This window comes from Priestia sp. YIM B13489, assembly GCF_042787645.1.
Taxonomy (GTDB): domain Bacteria; phylum Bacillota; class Bacilli; order Bacillales; family Bacillaceae_H; genus Priestia; species Priestia megaterium.
In genome coordinates this window covers 581,512-599,314 of the sequence record NZ_JBHZOQ010000053.1, presented here as the reverse complement: position 1 = coordinate 599,314, position 17,803 = coordinate 581,512, and the positions used below count along the sequence as shown (strand labels likewise).

The window sequence follows — 17,803 nt, the reverse complement described above, 5'->3', positions numbered from 1 at the left end:
CATTTTCTTTTTTGTCTTTATCTATTAAGCTGCACTTTTAACGTCTTTGCGTTTTTTCGTTTTTGTTGAACCTTTAAAGTAGCTGTCTAAAAGTTTAGCGACTAAACGAGCAATTATGTTAAACAACAGAACCATAATGATTAAAATAGCAGCTGACTTTGTTGCAATCAATCTTGCATCAGGTACGATTCCTTCAGAGTTTAATTTCCAAATGTGAACGGCAAGCGTCTCTGCTGGTCGAAAAATATTAAACGGGTTTACAGTACTCGTTAAGTCAGCATTTGAATTTAACATCGGCGTCGTTAAGCCAGCCGTATAAATCAACGCAGCTGCCTCTCCAAAGATTCGGCCCGCTGTTAAAATAACGCCTGTGATAATTTGTTGAATCGCTGATGGAATGACGACTTTGACAATTGTTTGCCATTTAGTCGCACCCAACCCTAAACTCGCTTCTTTTACACTCGCAGGAACAGATGCAATCGCACTTTCACATACGCGTGTTAAACCCGGTAAATTTAAAATTGTAATCACAAGTGCTCCGCCGATAAGCGTATAGCCCCAGCCTGAAAATGTGACAAAAATTAATAATCCAAATAAACCAACTACAATGGACGGTAATGACGCCATTGTTTCGATACATAAGCGGACGAAATTTAAGAAACGACCTTGCTTCGCGTACTCCGCTAAGTAAATTCCGGCTCCTAAACCAAGAGGAATAGAAATGATCAGCGTTAAAACAAGCATGTAGAACGAGTTAAACAGTTGGGGTCCGATACCGCCTCCTGCCATCGTATTGCTTGGCTTTCCAAATAAAAAGTTCGGATCCCAAAATCCCCAACCTTTAGCGATAATTTCAACAACTAAATACACTAATAGCAACACAACTAGAGCGGCAATGCCATAAAAAATACCTGTCCATATATTATTTACTGTGCGTGCATTTTTGTTTCTCATTGATGAGCACCTCGTTTCCCAATTGCTCGGATAATTAAAATGAACACGAAAGAAATAAGCAGTAAAATCATGGCTAACGTCCACAGTGCGTTATTCCATGCCGTTCCGTTTAACGTATTAGACATATCCATTGTTAAAATACCTGTTAATGTTGCCGTTGGGCTATATAAGCTTTCAGGAATCTTAACCGTGTTTCCGATAACCATTTGAACAGCTAGCGCTTCTCCGAATGCGCGGGCAAGCCCTAACACGATACCTGTTAAAATACCTGTTTTAGCAGATGGAATAATGACTCGGCTAATTGCCTGCCATCTTGTTGAACCTAGTCCATAAGAAGCTTCTAAATATTCAGGTGCTACGCTTCGAATTGCATCGTCAGCAATACTTGCAATTGTCGGAAGAATCATGACGCTTAAGACAATAATTCCGGCAATCAAACTAAAGCCCACTCCGCCGAAGTTATCGCGAAGAAGCGGCACTAAAATTGTAACCCCTAAAAGACCGTATACCACTGAAGGAACTCCTACTAAGAGTTCTAAAACGGGTCGTAAAACCGTTGAACCAAATTTAGGCGAAATATAGTTGTTAAAAATGGCGATAGCAATTCCAATTGGAGCACTTATAATAACGGCTCCGATTGATACAAGCATGGAACCTAGAATAAACACAAGTGCACCGTATTCTTTATTGTTTGGACTCCATTTTGTTGAAGTCAACATTTCACCGATTGATATATTACTCTGTAAAAATGACTGTATGCCTTTTTCACAAATAAATACGATAATAGCTAACGTAACAAGTACAATTAAAATACCGCAAAATGTAGAAAGCGTACGGCCAATGTATTCGCTTTTTACATAATTAATGGATTTTTTCCCCTTCATCGCTCTGTCTCCTTACATATTCAGTATATATTCGCTTTTCTTTTTATTCGCTATATACTTTATAAACATTCAAATAGAATAAGACTGACTGTGTTAGTCAGCCCTATTCTTTTTAAAAACACTCTTATTTTTTGAACTCAGTCATTGGGATATATCCCATATCTTTTACTTGCTTAGCAAAGTCTTTACCAGCTACGTAGTCAATGTACTCTTTTGCACCATCTTTTGGCTCACCGTTTGTAATCATGTACTCATAAGACCAAAACGGATATTTTTTAGAAACAATGTTTTCTGTTGTTGGCTCTACACCATCAATATTAAGCATTTTTAAACTTTCTTTTTTATCGCCAATTAAATACGACATAGCAAGGTAACTTACTGCTCCTGGCGTTGAGTTTACTGATTGCTCAACCGCTCCGTTTGAATCTTGAGCTGTACCAACGCTGTCATTTACTTTTGCGTCACCCATTAATGTTTTCTCGAATGTAGCACGTGTACCAGATGATGCTGGACGGTTGATTACGTTAATTTTCTCGTCGTTTCCGCCAACTTCTTTCCAGTTTTTAATTTCACCAGAGAAAATCTTTTGAATTTGCTCTTTTGTTAACGATTCTACTTTTACATCTTTATTTACAACAAGTGCGAACCCAATGCCCGCTACTTTCGTATCGACAAGTTTATCTGCTTTTGATTTATCTTCGATTTTATCGGCTGCTGGAACGTCAGAGTTTCCAATGTCAACTGCTCCTGATGCTACTTGGTTAACACCCGTTCCACTACCTCCACCTTGTACCGTTACTGAAAGGTTTGGATATTTTTCAGTAATTCCATTGGCTGCTTCTTCTGCAAGTGGTTGTAAAGCTGTAGATCCCGCCGCTGTTAACGTACCTGAAACTTCTTCTTTGCTGCCCGAACCACTGTCGTTGCTTGCTCCGTCTTTACCACATGCTGCTAGTGCTCCTACCATTAAAAAAGCTGCTAATGTTACTTTAAAACCCTTTGTTTTCATTACATTACCCTCCAATAAATATATGTGTAATTAGTACTAGTCCTTTGTACTCGAACAACAGGTACAAGACACATTATACGAGTAGATTGTTGTCTTTATATGAAGTGAATTTTAAGTTACTGTAAACTTACTTATTTGGGGTTTATTTTTTCTTATTTCTATCAAAACCCTTGATACATAAGACTTTCTGAATATTGCTGTAGAAGATATAAAAGAAAGAAAGCCAAAACGTAAATTTTATGTAAATAAAGCGTTAAATAAATTTACATAAATCTCTTTTTTTAATACAGTGTAAATTCACCATCAAGCCATATTTTTCAATTTATTAGTACTTTTTATACATATCAAACAGAAGATTCCATCCAAAGCATAAATAGAACAGATATTTCCATAAAAAAAAGAAGGCTGCGATAGCCTTCTTTTTATTCATCACCTACGCGGCGAATCTTAATATCACTTAATAATTCATTGATAACATGGCCGCCCATAATTAATCCTGCTACAGATGGAACAAAAGCATTAGAAGATGGGGGCATTTTCGCTTTGCGAATTTGCGCTTGATCGTTTCCTACTTCTTTGCGAACTTCTTCGCGAATAACGATTGGACGTTCATCAGAAAAAACGACGTTAATTCCTTTGCGAATTCCTTCTTTACGCAGACGAGTACGAACCACTTTTGCAATCGGATCTGTATGTGTCTTTGAAATGTCTGCAATTTTGAAACGTGTTGGATCCATTTTATTCGCAGCACCCATACTTGAAATAATCGGAATATCACGTTTTAAACATTCTTTCATTAAATGAATTTTATACGAAATCGTATCGGATGCATCCACTACGAAGTCCGGTTTGTAACTAAAGAACTCTTCATACGTTTCTTCCGTATAAAACATTTGAAGAGAAACGACGTCACATTCTGGGTTAATATCCAAAATACGCTGTTTCATTAATTCTGTCTTGGGCTGACCTACCGTAGAAAGCAGCGCGTGAATTTGACGATTTACGTTTGTAATATCAACATCGTCTTTATCTACAAGAATTAAACGCCCTACTCCTGACCGAGCCAAAGCCTCAGCAGAAAACGACCCTACTCCTCCTATCCCTAAAATAGCAACTGTGCTGCCTTTTAAAGTAGCTAGCCCTTCTTTTCCTATCGCCAGTTCATTACGCGAAAACTGATGCAACATGTTAAAACACTCCTCTATTAAATACACCAACGTGTATGATTAATTCAAATAAACAACGAAATTGACTATATCATATTTTTAGCAAAACGAACATGAGCATTCGTTATTTATCCATAAAAAAACTCTATGCAAATAATTACATAGAGGATTTTTTATATGTATGCTAGTCCCGATCGTGCCGTCTCGAGTGCCTTCGTTTTGAACCCGCTCTCGGCAGGTGGGTGCTCTGCTTTAACCATTGTAAGTCCTCGAGATGAGGCATGTACGCTCGTTAAAAACTCCGAGCTCCCAAGCAAAAAATTGTTCGGTCAAAACTGGATTAAGGACGAACACATCAGGACTATTTAGTTCTTGAAAGTATCTTATCACAGAAAAAATCACTTTGCAATTAATAAGTAAAACAAAAAAAATCGAGCCTGTCACGTTCCAGTGACAGGCTCGATTTAACAGACGGTTCAATCGATTACGCTTCTGTTTTTTGCTTTTTCACCTGCAAATGCAGCTCGTCTAATTGCGCTTCACTTACTTCACCAGGTGCGTTTGTTAATAGACAGCTTGCACTTGCTGTTTTAGGGAAGGCAATTGTATCACGCAAGTTTGTGCGTCCTGCTAGAAGCATAACCAAACGATCAAGACCTAATGCAATTCCGCCGTGAGGAGGAGTACCGTATTCAAATGCTTCAAGTAAGAAACCGAACTGCTCATATGCTTCTTCTAATGTAAATCCAAGCGTTTTAAACATTTTTTCTTGAATATCACGCTCGTAAATACGTAAAGATCCTCCGCCAAGTTCGTAACCATTCAATACTAAGTCATATGCTTGTGCACGGACTTGTCCAGGATCGCTTTCTAACATTGGTAAATCTTCACGAACTGGCATTGTGAATGGATGATGAGCCGCGTAGTAACGGTTGTCTTCTTCATCATGCTCAAGAAGAGGCCAATCTGTTACCCATAGGAAGTTAAATTTCGTTTCATCAATAATTCCTTGTTCTTTTGCAAGCTTTAGACGAAGAGCGCCAAGTGCATCTGCTACAACTGACTTTTTATCAGCTACAAATAAAAGTAAATCTCCTTCTTCCGTTTGAAGAGCTTCAGCAAATTGCTTTTGCTCATCTTCATTGAAGAATTTTGCGATCGGTCCTTTTAAGCCGTCAGCTTCAACTTTCAGCCATGCTAACCCTTTAGCACCGTAAATTTTCACGAACTCTGTTAGAGCATCGATATCTTTACGTGAATAGCTAGAAGCGCCACCTTTCACGTTAATTGCTTTTACTTCTCCGCCGTTTTCAACTGCTGCGCTAAATACTTTGAACCCGCAGTCTTTCACAAGCTCTGATAAGTTGACTAGCTCCATTTCAAAACGTGTATCCGGCTTATCTGAACCGTAGCGACTCATCGCTTCATCATATGACATGCGCGGGAAAGGCGTCGTTATATCTAAATCTTTTACTCGCTTCATTACTTTAGACATCATTTCTTCCGTCATTGTCATGATGTCCTCTTGAGATAAAAATGATGTTTCAATATCGATTTGAGTAAATTCAGGCTGACGATCTGCACGCAAGTCTTCATCGCGGAAGCAGCGAGCGATTTGATAATAACGCTCAACTCCGCTTACCATTAGCAGCTGCTTAAAGATTTGCGGTGATTGAGGAAGAGCATAAAACTCCCCTTCGTGCACGCGGCTTGGCACAAGATAATCACGTGCGCCTTCTGGCGTACTTTTCGTTAAAATAGGTGTTTCAACATCTAAAAAGTCATTTTGATCCAAGAAGTCACGAATTGTTTTTGTAATGTCATTGCGCATTTTAAGCGTGTTAAACATCTCAGAACGTCGAAGGTCTAAATAACGATATTTTAATCGAACATCTTCTGATACTTCCGTTTGATCTGCAATGGCAAAAGGAGGTGTTTTGGCTTTGTTTAATACCGTAATCTGCTCAGCGTGAACTTCAATTTTACCTGTTTTTAAGTTCGAGTTAACGGTTCCCTCTTCACGAGCTACAACAGTTCCTTGCACTTCCAGTACGAATTCATTACGTACATCTTCAGCAATTTTTAGCGCTTCAGCAGATTTTTCAGGATTAAATACAACCTGTACAACTCCGCCGCGGTCGCGTAAATCAATAAAGATTAATCCCCCTAAATCACGGCGTTTTTGAACCCATCCTTTTAATAGAACTGTTTCGCCAGTTGCTTGTTCTGTTACATCTCCACAGTAGTATGAACGTTTTGTCATCATGGTTCCCCCTTATACTTGTTTTTGCAAATAGCTGACCAATTGATCAATTGATACTTCTTGCTGTTCGCCAGATTCCATATTCTTTACATTTACAACTTGTTTTGCTAGCTCATCTTCACCTAGAACAACAACAAATTTTGCTTGTACACGATCAGCTGCTTTGAACTGAGCTTTCATTTTTTTATCTTGATAATCTTTATCGGCTACAAAGCCTGCGCGTCGAAGCGTATTTACAATTGAAACGGATTTTTCTTTTGCTTCATCGCCCATGGTTACTACATAGCAATCTACGCCTGTTTCTACCGGAAGCTCAATTCCTTCTGCTTCCAATGCAGATAATAAGCGTTCGATACTTAAAGCGAATCCGATACCCGGTGTTTCAGGTCCGCCGATTTCTTGAATCAGCCCATTATAACGGCCTCCGCCACAAAGAGTTGTAATGGCGCCAAATCCTTCTGCTTCACTCATTAGTTCAAATGCTGTGTGATTATAATAATCTAACCCGCGTACCAGCGTCGGATCTACAACATAGTCAATGTCTAAATCGGTTAAGTACTGCTGTACTTTTTCAAAATATTCTTTTGAATAGTCGTTTAAATAATCAAGAATAGACGGCGCTGTAGCCATCAGTTCATGGTCACGATCTTTTTTACAGTCTAAAATACGAAGAGGATTTTTCTCCAATCTGCTTTGGCAGTCGCTGCAAAACTCTCCAATGCGAGGTGCAAAGTGGTCGATAAGCGCTTGACGGTGAGCTTGACGACTTTCTGTATCTCCTAAACTGTTAACAACCAACTTTAATTTTTTTAATCCAAGCGATTGGTAAAAGCTCATTAACAGGGCAAGAACTTCAGCATCAATAGCTGGATCATTTACTCCTAATGCTTCTACGCCAAACTGAACGAATTGACGGAAACGTCCCGCTTGAGGTCGTTCATAGCGAAACATAGGGCCAATATAAAACAGTTTGGTTGGCTGCGTTGGATTTCCAAACATTTTATTTGAAACAAATGATCGTCCAACTGCAGCTGTTCCTTCTGGGCGAAGCGTTAAGCTGCGGTCACCTCGATCTTTAAATGTGTACATTTCTTTTTGCACGATATCTGTTGTTTCTCCCACTCCGCGCAAAAATAATTCAGTGTGTTCAAACATTGGTGTACGAATTTCTTGGTAGTTGAACGCACGGCAGATCTCTCTTGCTCGCTGTTCAACAAACTGCCAATATTCTACTTTGCCCGGTAAAATATCTTGTGTGCCTCTAGGTATTTGAACTGACATAACGTGATATGCCTCCTATTTTTAAAATTTACAATACAAAAAAACTCTCGCCTCTACTATTTTTCCATAGTAGGGACGAGAGTTAATCTCACGTGGTACCACCCTAATTGAAACATATGACATGTTTCCACTCATTTCGTTAACGCACGAACACGTTCATCTCCTACTAAGTTTCCCTTTTCAGAGTGAAGCCTCCTGAGTGTTCTTTCATAAAGTCATCATGTAGAAATGCTTTCAGCCTAAGACATTTCCTCTCTAGCCATGTGTCATCTTTACTACTTTTCTCGATCTTTGGCTTATCAATATAAAAATGTTATACATTCATTTTAATTTAGCAATTGCTTTCTATATTACGAATGAAATGAGCAGTTGTCAAGCACCTTTCATGTTAAGAGCGGTCTAATTGTTTTCTTAGTTTCTGAATATCTCGAAGCGTTAAACCAAATTCAGAAGCCAATTCAAGGGATGAAGCTTCACTTTCTCTGTCAATAAAATCATGAAAATGAATGCCAAATACCGGATTTACCTGCTGAAATGATTGTTCACCTTTTTCACTAAACTTCATCGTTTCTTCCTCCCTGCCTACACTTACTTATCCTTTTATTAGCATTGCCCAAAAAAGATGTTTTTACATAAGAGAAAGGATTTTTTTTATTTTCATCGAATACTCTATTTTGTTATAAAAAGGAGGTCTATCTATTCGCCATCTAAACATGAAGTCTGTATCTGTTTTGGCTGCAAGTATCCTTTTATTACTGTGCTCTTCCTCATTTGAGCGCCCAAATGTACCGGTGCATCAACCCATTATTGTAACAGCTGACTCTCTTCATGTACGGAGCGGTCCAGGACGTTCATTTTCAATTACAAATAAATTGACGAAGAATACAAGACTATCCGTTTCAGACCGTCAAGGAGATTGGTATTATGTAGAAAGTTCGAGTATTCAAGGCTGGGTGTTTAAAAAATTCACGAAAACCGTAGCGCTTCGCAGCGTTCAACCTAGCATGCAGGTAGCACAGCGTCAGCCTGTCTATACGCTGAGTAAAAGCTTGCGGCACCTAAAGGGCAAAACAATTATTATTGATGCAGGCCATGGTGGAAAAGACAAAGGAGCCATCGGCACACAGGGCACATATGAAAAAGACCTCACTCTCCGAACAGCACTTATTTTACAAAACAAACTTCAAAAAGAAGGCGCACACGTCATTTTAACCCGCACCCATGATGAGTACCTTCTACTTTCACAGCGCACGCTGCAATCGACTAAAGCAGATGCTTTTATAAGCATTCACTACAACAGTACGAACAGCTCACAGCTAACTGGCCTTATGACGTATTATTACCATCAGCATCAGGACAGTCCACTCACACATTCTATTCATCAGTCCCTTATTAATCATGCAAAATTGAAAGACAAAGGAGAACGTTTTGGAAACTATTATGTTCTTCGCGAAAATACACGTCCGAGTACATTAATTGAACTGGGCTTTTTAAGCAACGAAAGGGAAGAAACGTATATTAATTCCATCAGTTATCAGCAAATGATTACGTCCGCTATCGCTGAAGGATTAAATCACTACTTTCAAAGCAAAGAAAAAACGCAGGCTCATCTGTGAGTCCGCGTTTTTTCTTTGCTTTCTACAATAAGTGTGACCGGTCCGTCATTTGTAAATGATACGTCCATCATTTCACCAAATGCGCCGGTCTCTACTCGAACATTTTTTTCTGATAATACTTTATTAAAATAGTTGTAAAGCGTTACAGCATGATCTGGCCTAGCAGCTCCCATAAAGTTTGGTCTTCTGCCTTTTCGGCAATCTCCGTACAGCGTAAATTGAGATACCGATAAAATTTCTCCTTCTACATCTAGAAGCGACAAATTCATTTTGCCAGACTCATCATCAAACACTCGCAAATTCACAATTTTATCTGCTACATACTCTGCATCAGCTTCAGTATCGTCATGGGTAATGCCCACTAAAAGCATATATCCGTGCTTAATCTCACCGACCGTCTCTCCTGCAACAGTTACTTTTGCATTCTTTGCTCTTTGTACGACTACTCTCATGTATAACTACCTTTCTTAATGCATAATTCGGCGAACTGAATAAATGTCTCGAAGCTGCTTAATGCGCTCAACCACTTTATGAAGGTGACTGATGTTATGAATAGAAATTGACATATGAATCGTAGCCATTTTGTTTCGGTCCGATTTTCCTGAAACGGCTGAAATATTCGTTTTAGTCTCGTTTACAACCTGCAGAACTTCATTTAGTAAGCCTCTGCGGTCGTATCCGGAAATTTCAATTTCCACGTTAAACTCTTTGCCTTCTTTAATATGTGTTTCCCACTCTACAGGAATAAGGCGGCTTTCAGCATCATCTGTGTGAACGTTTAAACAATCTGCTCTATGAACAGATACTCCTCGCCCCTTTGTAATAAAACCAACAATCTCATCTCCAGGAACTGGATTACAGCATTTAGACAAGCGAATCAGCATGTTCTCTACACCCGGTACGATAACCCCGGAATCTTTTCGTTTATGCTGGCGAACACGCTTGGCTGCAGTGTCGCGTGCAATATCATCAATTTGGATCTCTTGTTCTTGATCACGCTGCTTTCTCCACTTCTCGGTTAAACGATTAGCTACTTGAGCCGCAGTTAATCCGTTATACCCAATAGCTGCATACATATCATCTTCGTTTGAGAAATTAAACTTCTCCGCTACTCGTTTGATATTATCAGCTGTTAATACTTCTTTTAAGTCAAACTCCATTTGACGAATTTCTTTTTCAACCAGCTCTTTGCCTTTTTCAATATTTTCATCGCGGCTTTGCTTTTTAAAGAATTGGCGAATTTTATTTTTGGCTTGAGACGTTTGAGCAAGCTTTAACCAGTCCTTGCTTGGACCATACGAATGCTTAGACGTCAAAATTTCGATAATGTCCCCCGTTTTCAAACGGTAATCAAGTGTAACCATCTTGCCGTTGACTTTTGCTCCAATGGTTTTATTTCCGATTTCAGAATGAATACGATAGGAAAAATCAATTGGAACAGAACCCGAAGGAAGCTCAATGACGTCGCCTTTTGGCGTAAAAATGTAAACCATGTCAGAAAACAAATCAACTTTTAGAGATTCCATAAATTCTTCTGCATCGTTTGCGTCATTTTGAAATTCTAAAATTTCTCTGAACCACGTCAACTTTTCTTCAAATGAAGCATGCTCAGCTGTTTTTCCTTCTTTGTAAGCCCAGTGAGCAGCAATTCCATACTCAGCAATTTGGTGCATGTCAAACGTTCGAATTTGAACTTCTAACGGATCACCTTTTGGTCCGATAACCGTCGTATGAAGAGACTGGTACATATTTTGCTTTGGCATTGCAATATAATCTTTGAAACGTCCCGGCATTGGCTTCCAGCACGTGTGAATAATTCCTAACACCGCATAGCAGTCTTTAATGCTATTTACAATAATGCGCACAGCTAGTAAATCGTAAATTTCATTAAACTGCTTGTTTTGCAGTGCCATTTTACGATAGATGGAATAAATATGTTTTGGACGTCCTGAAATTTCAACTTTAATCGACACTTCATCTACTTGCTCTCGAACTTCATCAATAACTTCAGCCAAATACTGCTCGCGTTCCGCACGCTTTTTCTTCATCAAATTTACAATGCGATAATATTGCTGAGGATTTAAGTAACGTAAAGCTGTATCTTCAAGCTCCCACTTAATTTTTGAAATACCAAGACGATGAGCAAGAGGAGCAAAAATTTCAAGCGTTTCATTTGAAATGCGTCGCTGTTTTTCCTGCGGTAAATGCTTTAGCGTACGCATGTTATGAAGACGATCCGCAAGTTTGATCAGTATGACTCGAATATCTTGAGCCATTGCTACAAACATCTTGCGGTGATTTTCAGCCTGCTGCTCTTCTTTAGACTTATATTTAATTTTTCCCAGTTTTGTTACGCCGTCTACTAACATTGCTACTTCTTCATTAAAAGCTTTTTCTAAATCTTTTAGTGTTATCTCTGTATCTTCAACCACATCATGTAGAAATCCAGCTGCAATTGTTGCTGGATCCATATCTAGATCAACTAAAATTCCTGCGACTTGAATCGGGTGGATAATATATGGTTCACCCGACTTGCGATATTGTTCTTTGTGAGCTTCTTTTGCAAAATCATATGCTTTTTGTACAAAAGCCACATCTTCTTCATTTAAATATCGCTTCGTATTGTCAATGACCTGTTCCGCTGTTAGGACTTGCTCATTTGCCATGAAATCACCTTTTATCAACTAGCATTTTTAATTCATATTGTAACTATTATCTTGAAAAAATCCAAGGATGTAAAGCCTTTGCGTTTAATTTATCAAATTTACATCATTTCCATTTTACGTATTAACGTTTTTTAACGAAAAAAGAGCACCTGTATCAGGTACTCTTCTTTATGTGATCGTTCTTCTTAATACGTCATTAATGTGAATACATCATAACCGTCTAGTTTGTCACGGCCATCAAGGTAAGAAAGTTCAATTAAGAACGCAGCTCCAACAACAATTCCGCCTAATTCTTCGACAAGCTTAATTGTCGCTTCAATTGTACCGCCTGTTGCTAATAAATCATCTGTAATCAACACGCGCTGACCTGGCTTAATTGCATCTTTGTGAATCGTTAATACGTCTTTACCGTATTCTAAACCGTAATCTACTTTGATTACTTCACGCGGTAATTTTCCTTCTTTACGAACAGGTGCAAAACCGATACCTAACGCATATGCTACTGGACAACCAACGATAAATCCGCGAGCTTCCGGTCCTACGATAATATCAACTTGTTTATCATTCGCATATTTTACAATCTCATCCGTTGCGGCACGGTATGCATCACCATTGTCCATTAATGTTGAGATATCTTTAAATGTAATACCTGGTTTTGGCCAGTCAGGTACAATTGTAATATAATCTTTAAAATTCATTCTAATGTTGCCTCCTCATTCCATCGAACGCTTAAAAATATCTTGAAATTGATTTTTAAGCTGTACATATGACGTATAAATAAAGTTTTTTTCTATTTCAATCTGCTGCTGCTTTTGGCGATAAGTCGCAGATTCTATTAAATCACGTTTCGCAGAATTTTTCACTAACGAAATTAAGCCATTGTTTATTGTAACAAATTCTAACTCAAAAAACACCTTTGCCATAAAATCAATCGTTTCTTTTGACCAGCCCTTATGAATCGCTAAATCTTCTTTGTAGCGTTTTAAATCAAATGGACCCTTTTTCGCTAAAAAGCCGTAAAACCATTTAAAATGATCGCGAGTTGGGATTGTATCAAAATAATGGTCTTCTTCCGTTAAGAAAATAGCGTATAGTCTAGAAGGGATACCTTGGACAAACAAACATTCAAGCCATTTCTGTGAAGGAGGCAAATCTAATAAAACGATTTGTTCCCTTGCAAACATACATGCTTTTGCCTGTTCTTCATCTTGAATAAGAACAACATGCTCCATCGGCAGCAACGACTTGTATTTATCAATTGTTGAAGCGTGGAAAGCAACAACTTTCATTTGATCCGTAAATACCTGCTGAAAGAAACGTTTGACATCAACTGCACTGCGATAATCAAACATCTGCCATTCATCTACAGAAATATCTTCCACCATCAGCTGCGGCTTGCGCATATTATTCCACTCATTAATAGATAGTTCACCTACTAATGATACTTTAGCTATAGGAGATACTTCATCTAATATATAGCCTAACCCAAATCCTACTGCATCAACCGATACACCGCTGTCTTCAAACACGAGTTTTAAATGATTTTTATTAGCACCAATTTTCCGCATAGATGTTGTATGAACATCTTTAATGAGAACTTTTGGCTTCGGGTTATGCATACCAAATGGAGCAAGCGCACTCATTTGTTCAATGTTTTCCAGCGTAATTTCCTCTGTTGTGCATACTGTATCAACTGATGTAATTGGAATAAAATCCTGTTCGGTTAACACGTTGCTTGCTTGTTCATTAAGACGTCTGCGCAGCTCTTCTACATCATCGCTGTTTAATGTCATGCCGGCTGCCATTGGGTGCCCTCCAAAATGTGGCAAAATGTCACGGCACTTAGATAAGTTCGCGAATAAGTCAAAACCTTCGATACTTCTTGCTGAACCCTTGGCAATACGGTTTTCAGAGTCAATACTTAGTACAATTGTTGGTCTGTAGAATTTTTCTACGAGCCTAGAAGCGACAATTCCAACAACGCCTGCATTCCATCCTTCTCCCTCTACAATAAGAACGCTGTTTTCACCCGGAGGATACATACTCTCAACAAATTCAACGGCTTCTTCTGTAATATCGTTTACGATTTGCTGCCTTTCCTTGTTTAACGCATCAATTTCTTTAGCTAAACCTTTTGCCTCTTCAGCATTTGTCGTCATAAGCAAATGAACAGCTGGATCCGCATCTTGAAGACGTCCTACTGCATTAATGCGAGGAGCCATCGCAAATCCAATTGTATCCTCATTAATTTCTTCACGTTTTACTCCACATACGCTCAGCAGCGCTTCAATTCCGGTGCGCTTCGTGAGCTTGAGATAATCAAGACCTTTGCGAGCAATTAAGCGGTTTTCGTCGACTAAAGGAACTAAGTCAGCAATTGTCCCAATTACTGCTAGTTCTAACAAATGTTCTGGAAGCTCCCCTAACAGCGCATGAGCGAGTTTAAAAGCCACCCCTACACCTGCCAGTTCTTTAAATGGATATGTACTTCCCGGCAGCTTTGGATGAATAATTGCATAAGCATCCGGTAAAACTGGCCCTGGCTCGTGGTGATCGGTAATAATTAAATCAAAATTTAATTCACGTGCATACGCAGTTTCTTCGACTGCCGAAATACCTGTGTCGACCGTAATCACCAGCTGATAGCCGCCCGCGTTTATTTTATCAAATGCCGCCTTATTCGGCCCATAACCTTCTGTAAAGCGATTAGGAATATAAAAATCAACATCAGCTCCAAGCTGCTGTAAAGCAGATAACATAACAGAAGTGCTGCTGACGCCGTCAGCATCGTAATCTCCATAGATCATAATTTTTTCATTATGATCAATTGCTTGCTGAATACGAGCTACTGCTTTGTCCATATCGTGCAACAAAAACGGATCGTGGAACGTTTGTGCATCAACGTGTAAAAACTCACGCGCCGCTTCTACTGTTGTCATGCCTCTATTAAGTAATAACGAAGCTACTAGAGGTGTAATATTGAGGTTTTCTACAAATTCATTAACAAGTTGTTCATCACATTCTTGAACATTCCAACGTTTTTTTGACTGTAACATGTCTCTTCACCCCTTAACCCACATTATTATACTAGAGTGGATGAAATGGAGCAACGAAAGAAAATAAGCACATTTTTCTGACAGTACGTCTTGAATTTTCACGCACAAAAAAACGTGCGAATACTTCGCACGTTTTTGAATTACTTGCTTTCTACTTCTTTTTGTTCCTCACGCTTCAACTGTTTTCCTTTCCACACAAGCCATAGCTGAGCAGCAATAAACACAGATGAATATGCACCAAGGATTAAACCTACTAACAGAGCAATTGAGAAGTTTTGAATCGATTCACTTCCGAATAGAAGAAGTGCTACAACTGCAATCACAACTGTTAACACGGTATTCATCGAACGAGTAAACGTTTCACGCAAACTTAGATTTACGATAAACGCTAAGTCGTCAAACGTTTTGGATTTAAATTTCTGCATATTTTCACGAATGCGGTCAAACGTAACAATCGTATCGTTAATTGAGTAACCAACAATCGTCAAGACAGCGGCAATAAACGTTAAATCAACCTCTAACTTCGTTAAGCTGAAGACCGTAACGATAAAGAACGCATCATGCAACAGGGCAAGCACAGCTGCAAGTGCCATGTAAAACTCAAACCGTATCGTTACATAGATGATAATTCCAATTGAAGCAATGGCAATTGCCATCATTGCATTTTTCGCCAGTTCTTTTCCAACCGTCGGCGAAACGGTGCTTACATTTGGTTCAGAACCATATTTATCTTTAAAATGATCTTTTAAATTGGCAATTTCTTTTTTATTCAAGACCCCAACTACACGTACGACACCCGTGTCATTACCTTTTCCTGTAATGACTACGTCATCCGTTTTGATATTAAGGGACTTCATTTCACCCTGTATCTCAGACTGTGTAACGGTATGATTTGCTGGAATCTCTATACGAGTTCCGCTCGTAAAGTCAATACCAAGGTTCAATCTGAACACAACAACCGAGATAATACCGATAATAACAAGCACGCTTGAGAACGTGAAGAATGCTTTACGGTATTTAACAAAATCAAGTTTATCCCATGCTGTAGGCAAAACGGTTGTGCCGTCGTCTTTACTTAGGTCGTGAATTTGTTCTTTCTTTACGCCAAAGTAGCCTGGTTTTTTATCAAACCAGCGGCTGTTTACTAAAAGACTCATTAATAACCGCGTACCGTATACGGCCGTAATAAAGCTTAGTACAATCCCGATCATTAACGTTGTAGCAAATCCTTTTACTGAACTTTGACCATAAAAGAACAATACAAGAGCCGCTAGCATCGTTGTAATATTGGCATCAAAAATGGTCGCAAGAGAGCGACGATTTCCTGCCCGGTATGCAGATATAACAGACCTTCCTGTTTTGAGTTCATCTTTAATCCGCTCGTAGGTAATGATATTCGCATCTACTGCCATACCTACGCCGAGAATAAGAGCCGCGATACCTGGAAGCGTCATAACCACGTGCATCAAGTCAAATACAACTAAGTTCAAGTAGATATAGAAACTGAGTGTAATAATAGCAATAAGCCCCGGTAAACGGTAGAAAAACAGCATGTAAAGGAAGATAATTCCGATGCCGATAATACCCGCTAATATAGTCGTGTGAAGAGCTTCTTCTCCAAACTGTGCTCCAACGGATGTAGAGTATAGCTCATCCAATTTAACCGGCAGCGACCCGGCGTTTAGTAATTCCGCCAGCTGTGTTGCACTTTTCACTGTGAAGTTTCCACCTGAAATCTCAACATCTGGCTGTGTTAACACGCTGCTAACAGAGGCTGCAGATAGATACTTCGGATTTTGTTTTGTCGCTTCTTTTTGGTACGAGTCTTTTCCTTCTTCATAGTCCAGCCAAATGACAATTAAATTGTTAGGTGCTGGTTTTTGAGAAAGCTCTCGCGTGATCTTTTCAAATTTTTTCGCATTTTTTAACTTTAGTGAGACGCTAGGCTGATTGCTTTGGTCAAACGATTGCTTTGCTCCGCCTTGCGCTAAGTCTGTACCATCCATCAACACCTTATCGTTCACGTCACGGAACGTTAAGTTTGCTTGAGTTGATAACAGATCCCTGGCTTGCTTTTGATTCGTGACACCAGCTAGCTGAACGCGGATACGGTCATTCCCTTCAATTTGAATGCTAGGCTCACTAACTCCCAGTACATCGACACGTTGACGCAGCGCTTCAACCGTGCTGTTAAGTGCCTTTTTGTCAATGACATCGCCTTTTTTAGCTGGACTGACTTTATATAAAATTTCAAATCCACCTTGAAGGTCGAGGCCAAGTTTAATATCTTTTGTAATTCCAGTCATCGTTGTTCCGATTGTACTAAACACAAGCAGTACTAAGAGGAAAAAGGCAACGATACGTCCTCTTTTAACCATCGACAGAAAATCCTCCTTCTTATGTAAAAAACATGAAATGATAACAATAGATAAATGACCAATCTAATTATCATTCATAACCTAATGTCTGTCAAATAAAGACCTTATCAAATTTTAATACATGTATTTTACAAACTCTACTTTAATAATTCTTTCCAGTCTTCTCCATTATTAACACTTGAGAACATATCAGATTTATAAGATTCAATTGTTACATAGCTCATCACCTGCGTGATCTTAACAGATAAAATATCATTTACCACTTGATGGAGAGATAGCTCCTTTTCTTTTTTCCATTTTTTCATTTCTAAATAACTCAATAAATCGTTCTCCGTTACTTCTTCATATCCAAGCATATGAAATTCTTCCATTTTGCTGGATAAGACAGGCTGTATAAGTTCTTTCGAAGCTGAAATAAATGGATGTGTCATATCGATCCTCCTTTCTGTTTGACATTTCGCGTAAAATTTCTTTCTCGTATGAGGAATACTTGTCATGCTTGGACACCGGGGGCGCATATATTCACTGTA

14 protein-coding genes, 1 other RNA gene and 1 other annotated feature are annotated in these 17,803 nt (G+C 38.9%); of the genes, 1 reads left to right on the top strand and 14 read right to left on the bottom strand.

What is annotated here, in order from left to right:
• Positions 1 to 24: 24 nt before the first annotated feature.
• From pstA to ACFX4W_RS08890, 8 genes are all read right to left on the bottom strand, one after another.
• Positions 25 to 954 (bottom strand): phosphate ABC transporter permease PstA, encoded by a 930-nt coding sequence (gene pstA, locus ACFX4W_RS08925; protein WP_377559356.1) that lies wholly within the window; start codon positions 952 to 954, stop codon positions 25 to 27.
• A complete protein-coding gene (pstC, locus tag ACFX4W_RS08920; protein WP_165575793.1) occupies positions 951 to 1,838 on the bottom strand; it encodes a phosphate ABC transporter permease subunit PstC in 888 nt (295 codons plus the stop codon). Before pstC ends, pstA begins: the two co-directional genes overlap by 4 nt.
• Before the next feature lie 124 nt (positions 1,839 to 1,962).
• Entirely contained in the window at positions 1,963 to 2,847 is an 885-nt protein-coding gene (locus ACFX4W_RS08915; protein ID WP_043976147.1) for a phosphate ABC transporter substrate-binding protein PstS family protein, read from the bottom strand.
• 422 nt (positions 2,848 to 3,269) lie between these two features.
• On the bottom strand, positions 3,270 to 4,034 hold the full coding sequence (locus ACFX4W_RS08910) for a tRNA threonylcarbamoyladenosine dehydratase (protein ID WP_043976145.1): 765 nt from the start codon (positions 4,032 to 4,034) through the stop codon (positions 3,270 to 3,272).
• Between the two features lie 162 nt (positions 4,035 to 4,196).
• A non-coding RNA gene (gene ssrS, locus ACFX4W_RS08905) (6S RNA) lies at positions 4,197 to 4,378 on the bottom strand.
• A gap of 119 nt (positions 4,379 to 4,497) precedes the next feature.
• On the bottom strand, positions 4,498 to 6,276 hold the full coding sequence (gene aspS, locus ACFX4W_RS08900) for an aspartate--tRNA ligase (RefSeq protein WP_043976143.1): 1,779 nt from the start codon (positions 6,274 to 6,276) through the stop codon (positions 4,498 to 4,500).
• A gap of 12 nt (positions 6,277 to 6,288) precedes the next feature.
• The gene (gene hisS, locus ACFX4W_RS08895) at positions 6,289 to 7,557 is read right to left on the bottom strand and encodes a histidine--tRNA ligase (protein WP_016765628.1); all 1,269 of its coding nucleotides are present in this window, start codon (positions 7,555 to 7,557) and stop codon (positions 6,289 to 6,291) included.
• A gap of 68 nt (positions 7,558 to 7,625) precedes the next feature.
• Positions 7,626 to 7,858 (bottom strand) — a binding site (T-box leader).
• Positions 7,859 to 7,945: 87 nt separating this feature from the next.
• Positions 7,946 to 8,122, bottom strand: a complete 177-nt coding sequence (locus ACFX4W_RS08890; protein ID WP_013059305.1) for a hypothetical protein — start codon at positions 8,120 to 8,122, stop codon at positions 7,946 to 7,948.
• Positions 8,123 to 8,288: 166 nt separating this feature from the next.
• On the opposite strand from ACFX4W_RS08890, the gene ACFX4W_RS08885 reads away from it, so the two are divergent.
• Positions 8,289 to 9,173 carry an N-acetylmuramoyl-L-alanine amidase family protein gene (locus ACFX4W_RS08885; RefSeq protein WP_377559354.1) on the top strand — a complete coding sequence of 295 codons (885 nt, stop codon included), beginning with the start codon at positions 8,289 to 8,291 and terminating at the stop codon, positions 9,171 to 9,173.
• Here ACFX4W_RS08885 and dtd read toward each other — a convergent pair.
• The 6 genes from dtd to ACFX4W_RS08855 form a co-directional block, all read right to left on the bottom strand.
• Positions 9,164 to 9,625 (bottom strand): D-aminoacyl-tRNA deacylase, encoded by a 462-nt coding sequence (dtd, locus tag ACFX4W_RS08880; RefSeq protein ID WP_377559353.1) that lies wholly within the window; start codon positions 9,623 to 9,625, stop codon positions 9,164 to 9,166. The two genes, ACFX4W_RS08885 and dtd, sit on opposite strands and share 10 nt — an antisense overlap.
• A gap of 15 nt (positions 9,626 to 9,640) precedes the next feature.
• The gene (locus ACFX4W_RS08875; protein ID WP_013059308.1) at positions 9,641 to 11,839 is read right to left on the bottom strand and encodes a RelA/SpoT family protein; all 2,199 of its coding nucleotides are present in this window, start codon (positions 11,837 to 11,839) and stop codon (positions 9,641 to 9,643) included.
• Between the two features lie 185 nt (positions 11,840 to 12,024).
• Positions 12,025 to 12,537, bottom strand: coding sequence for an adenine phosphoribosyltransferase (locus ACFX4W_RS08870; protein ID WP_013059309.1), 513 nt, complete (start codon positions 12,535 to 12,537; stop codon positions 12,025 to 12,027).
• Between the two features lie 15 nt (positions 12,538 to 12,552).
• Positions 12,553 to 14,895 carry a single-stranded-DNA-specific exonuclease RecJ gene (recJ, locus tag ACFX4W_RS08865; protein ID WP_237074118.1) on the bottom strand — a complete coding sequence of 781 codons (2,343 nt, stop codon included), beginning with the start codon at positions 14,893 to 14,895 and terminating at the stop codon, positions 12,553 to 12,555.
• A gap of 140 nt (positions 14,896 to 15,035) precedes the next feature.
• Positions 15,036 to 17,273 (bottom strand): protein translocase subunit SecDF, encoded by a 2,238-nt coding sequence (gene secDF / locus ACFX4W_RS08860; protein WP_237074117.1) that lies wholly within the window; start codon positions 17,271 to 17,273, stop codon positions 15,036 to 15,038.
• A 137-nt stretch (positions 17,274 to 17,410) separates the two neighbouring features.
• Positions 17,411 to 17,704: a post-transcriptional regulator gene (locus tag ACFX4W_RS08855; RefSeq protein ID WP_025750585.1), complete on the bottom strand. Its 294-nt coding sequence runs from the start codon at positions 17,702 to 17,704 to the stop codon at positions 17,411 to 17,413.
• Positions 17,705 to 17,803 lie beyond the last annotated feature (99 nt).

What these genes read in the sequence shown, in the direction of transcription:
- ACFX4W_RS08910 (WP_043976145.1), bottom strand. Translation starts at nt 4,034, where the DNA reads ATGTTGCATCAGTTTTCGCGTAATGAACTGGCGATAGGAAAAGAAGGG.
- ACFX4W_RS08855 (WP_025750585.1), bottom strand. Translation starts at nt 17,704, where the DNA reads ATGACACATCCATTTATTTCAGCTTCGAAAGAACTTATACAGCCTGTC.
- hisS (WP_016765628.1), bottom strand. Translation starts at nt 7,557, where the DNA reads ATGTCAGTTCAAATACCTAGAGGCACACAAGATATTTTACCGGGCAAA.
- ACFX4W_RS08915 (WP_043976147.1), bottom strand. Translation starts at nt 2,847, where the DNA reads ATGAAAACAAAGGGTTTTAAAGTAACATTAGCAGCTTTTTTAATGGTA.
- ACFX4W_RS08870 (WP_013059309.1), bottom strand. Translation starts at nt 12,537, where the DNA reads ATGAATTTTAAAGATTATATTACAATTGTACCTGACTGGCCAAAACCA.
- pstA (WP_377559356.1), bottom strand. Translation starts at nt 954, where the DNA reads ATGAGAAACAAAAATGCACGCACAGTAAATAATATATGGACAGGTATT.
- dtd (WP_377559353.1), bottom strand. Translation starts at nt 9,625, where the DNA reads ATGAGAGTAGTCGTACAAAGAGCAAAGAATGCAAAAGTAACTGTTGCA.
- ACFX4W_RS08890 (WP_013059305.1), bottom strand. Translation starts at nt 8,122, where the DNA reads ATGAAGTTTAGTGAAAAAGGTGAACAATCATTTCAGCAGGTAAATCCG.
- pstC (WP_165575793.1), bottom strand. Translation starts at nt 1,838, where the DNA reads ATGAAGGGGAAAAAATCCATTAATTATGTAAAAAGCGAATACATTGGC.
- aspS (WP_043976143.1), bottom strand. Translation starts at nt 6,276, where the DNA reads ATGACAAAACGTTCATACTACTGTGGAGATGTAACAGAACAAGCAACT.
- ACFX4W_RS08875 (WP_013059308.1), bottom strand. Translation starts at nt 11,839, where the DNA reads ATGGCAAATGAGCAAGTCCTAACAGCGGAACAGGTCATTGACAATACG.
- secDF (WP_237074117.1), bottom strand. Translation starts at nt 17,273, where the DNA reads ATGGTTAAAAGAGGACGTATCGTTGCCTTTTTCCTCTTAGTACTGCTT.
- recJ (WP_237074118.1), bottom strand. Translation starts at nt 14,895, where the DNA reads ATGTTACAGTCAAAAAAACGTTGGAATGTTCAAGAATGTGATGAACAA.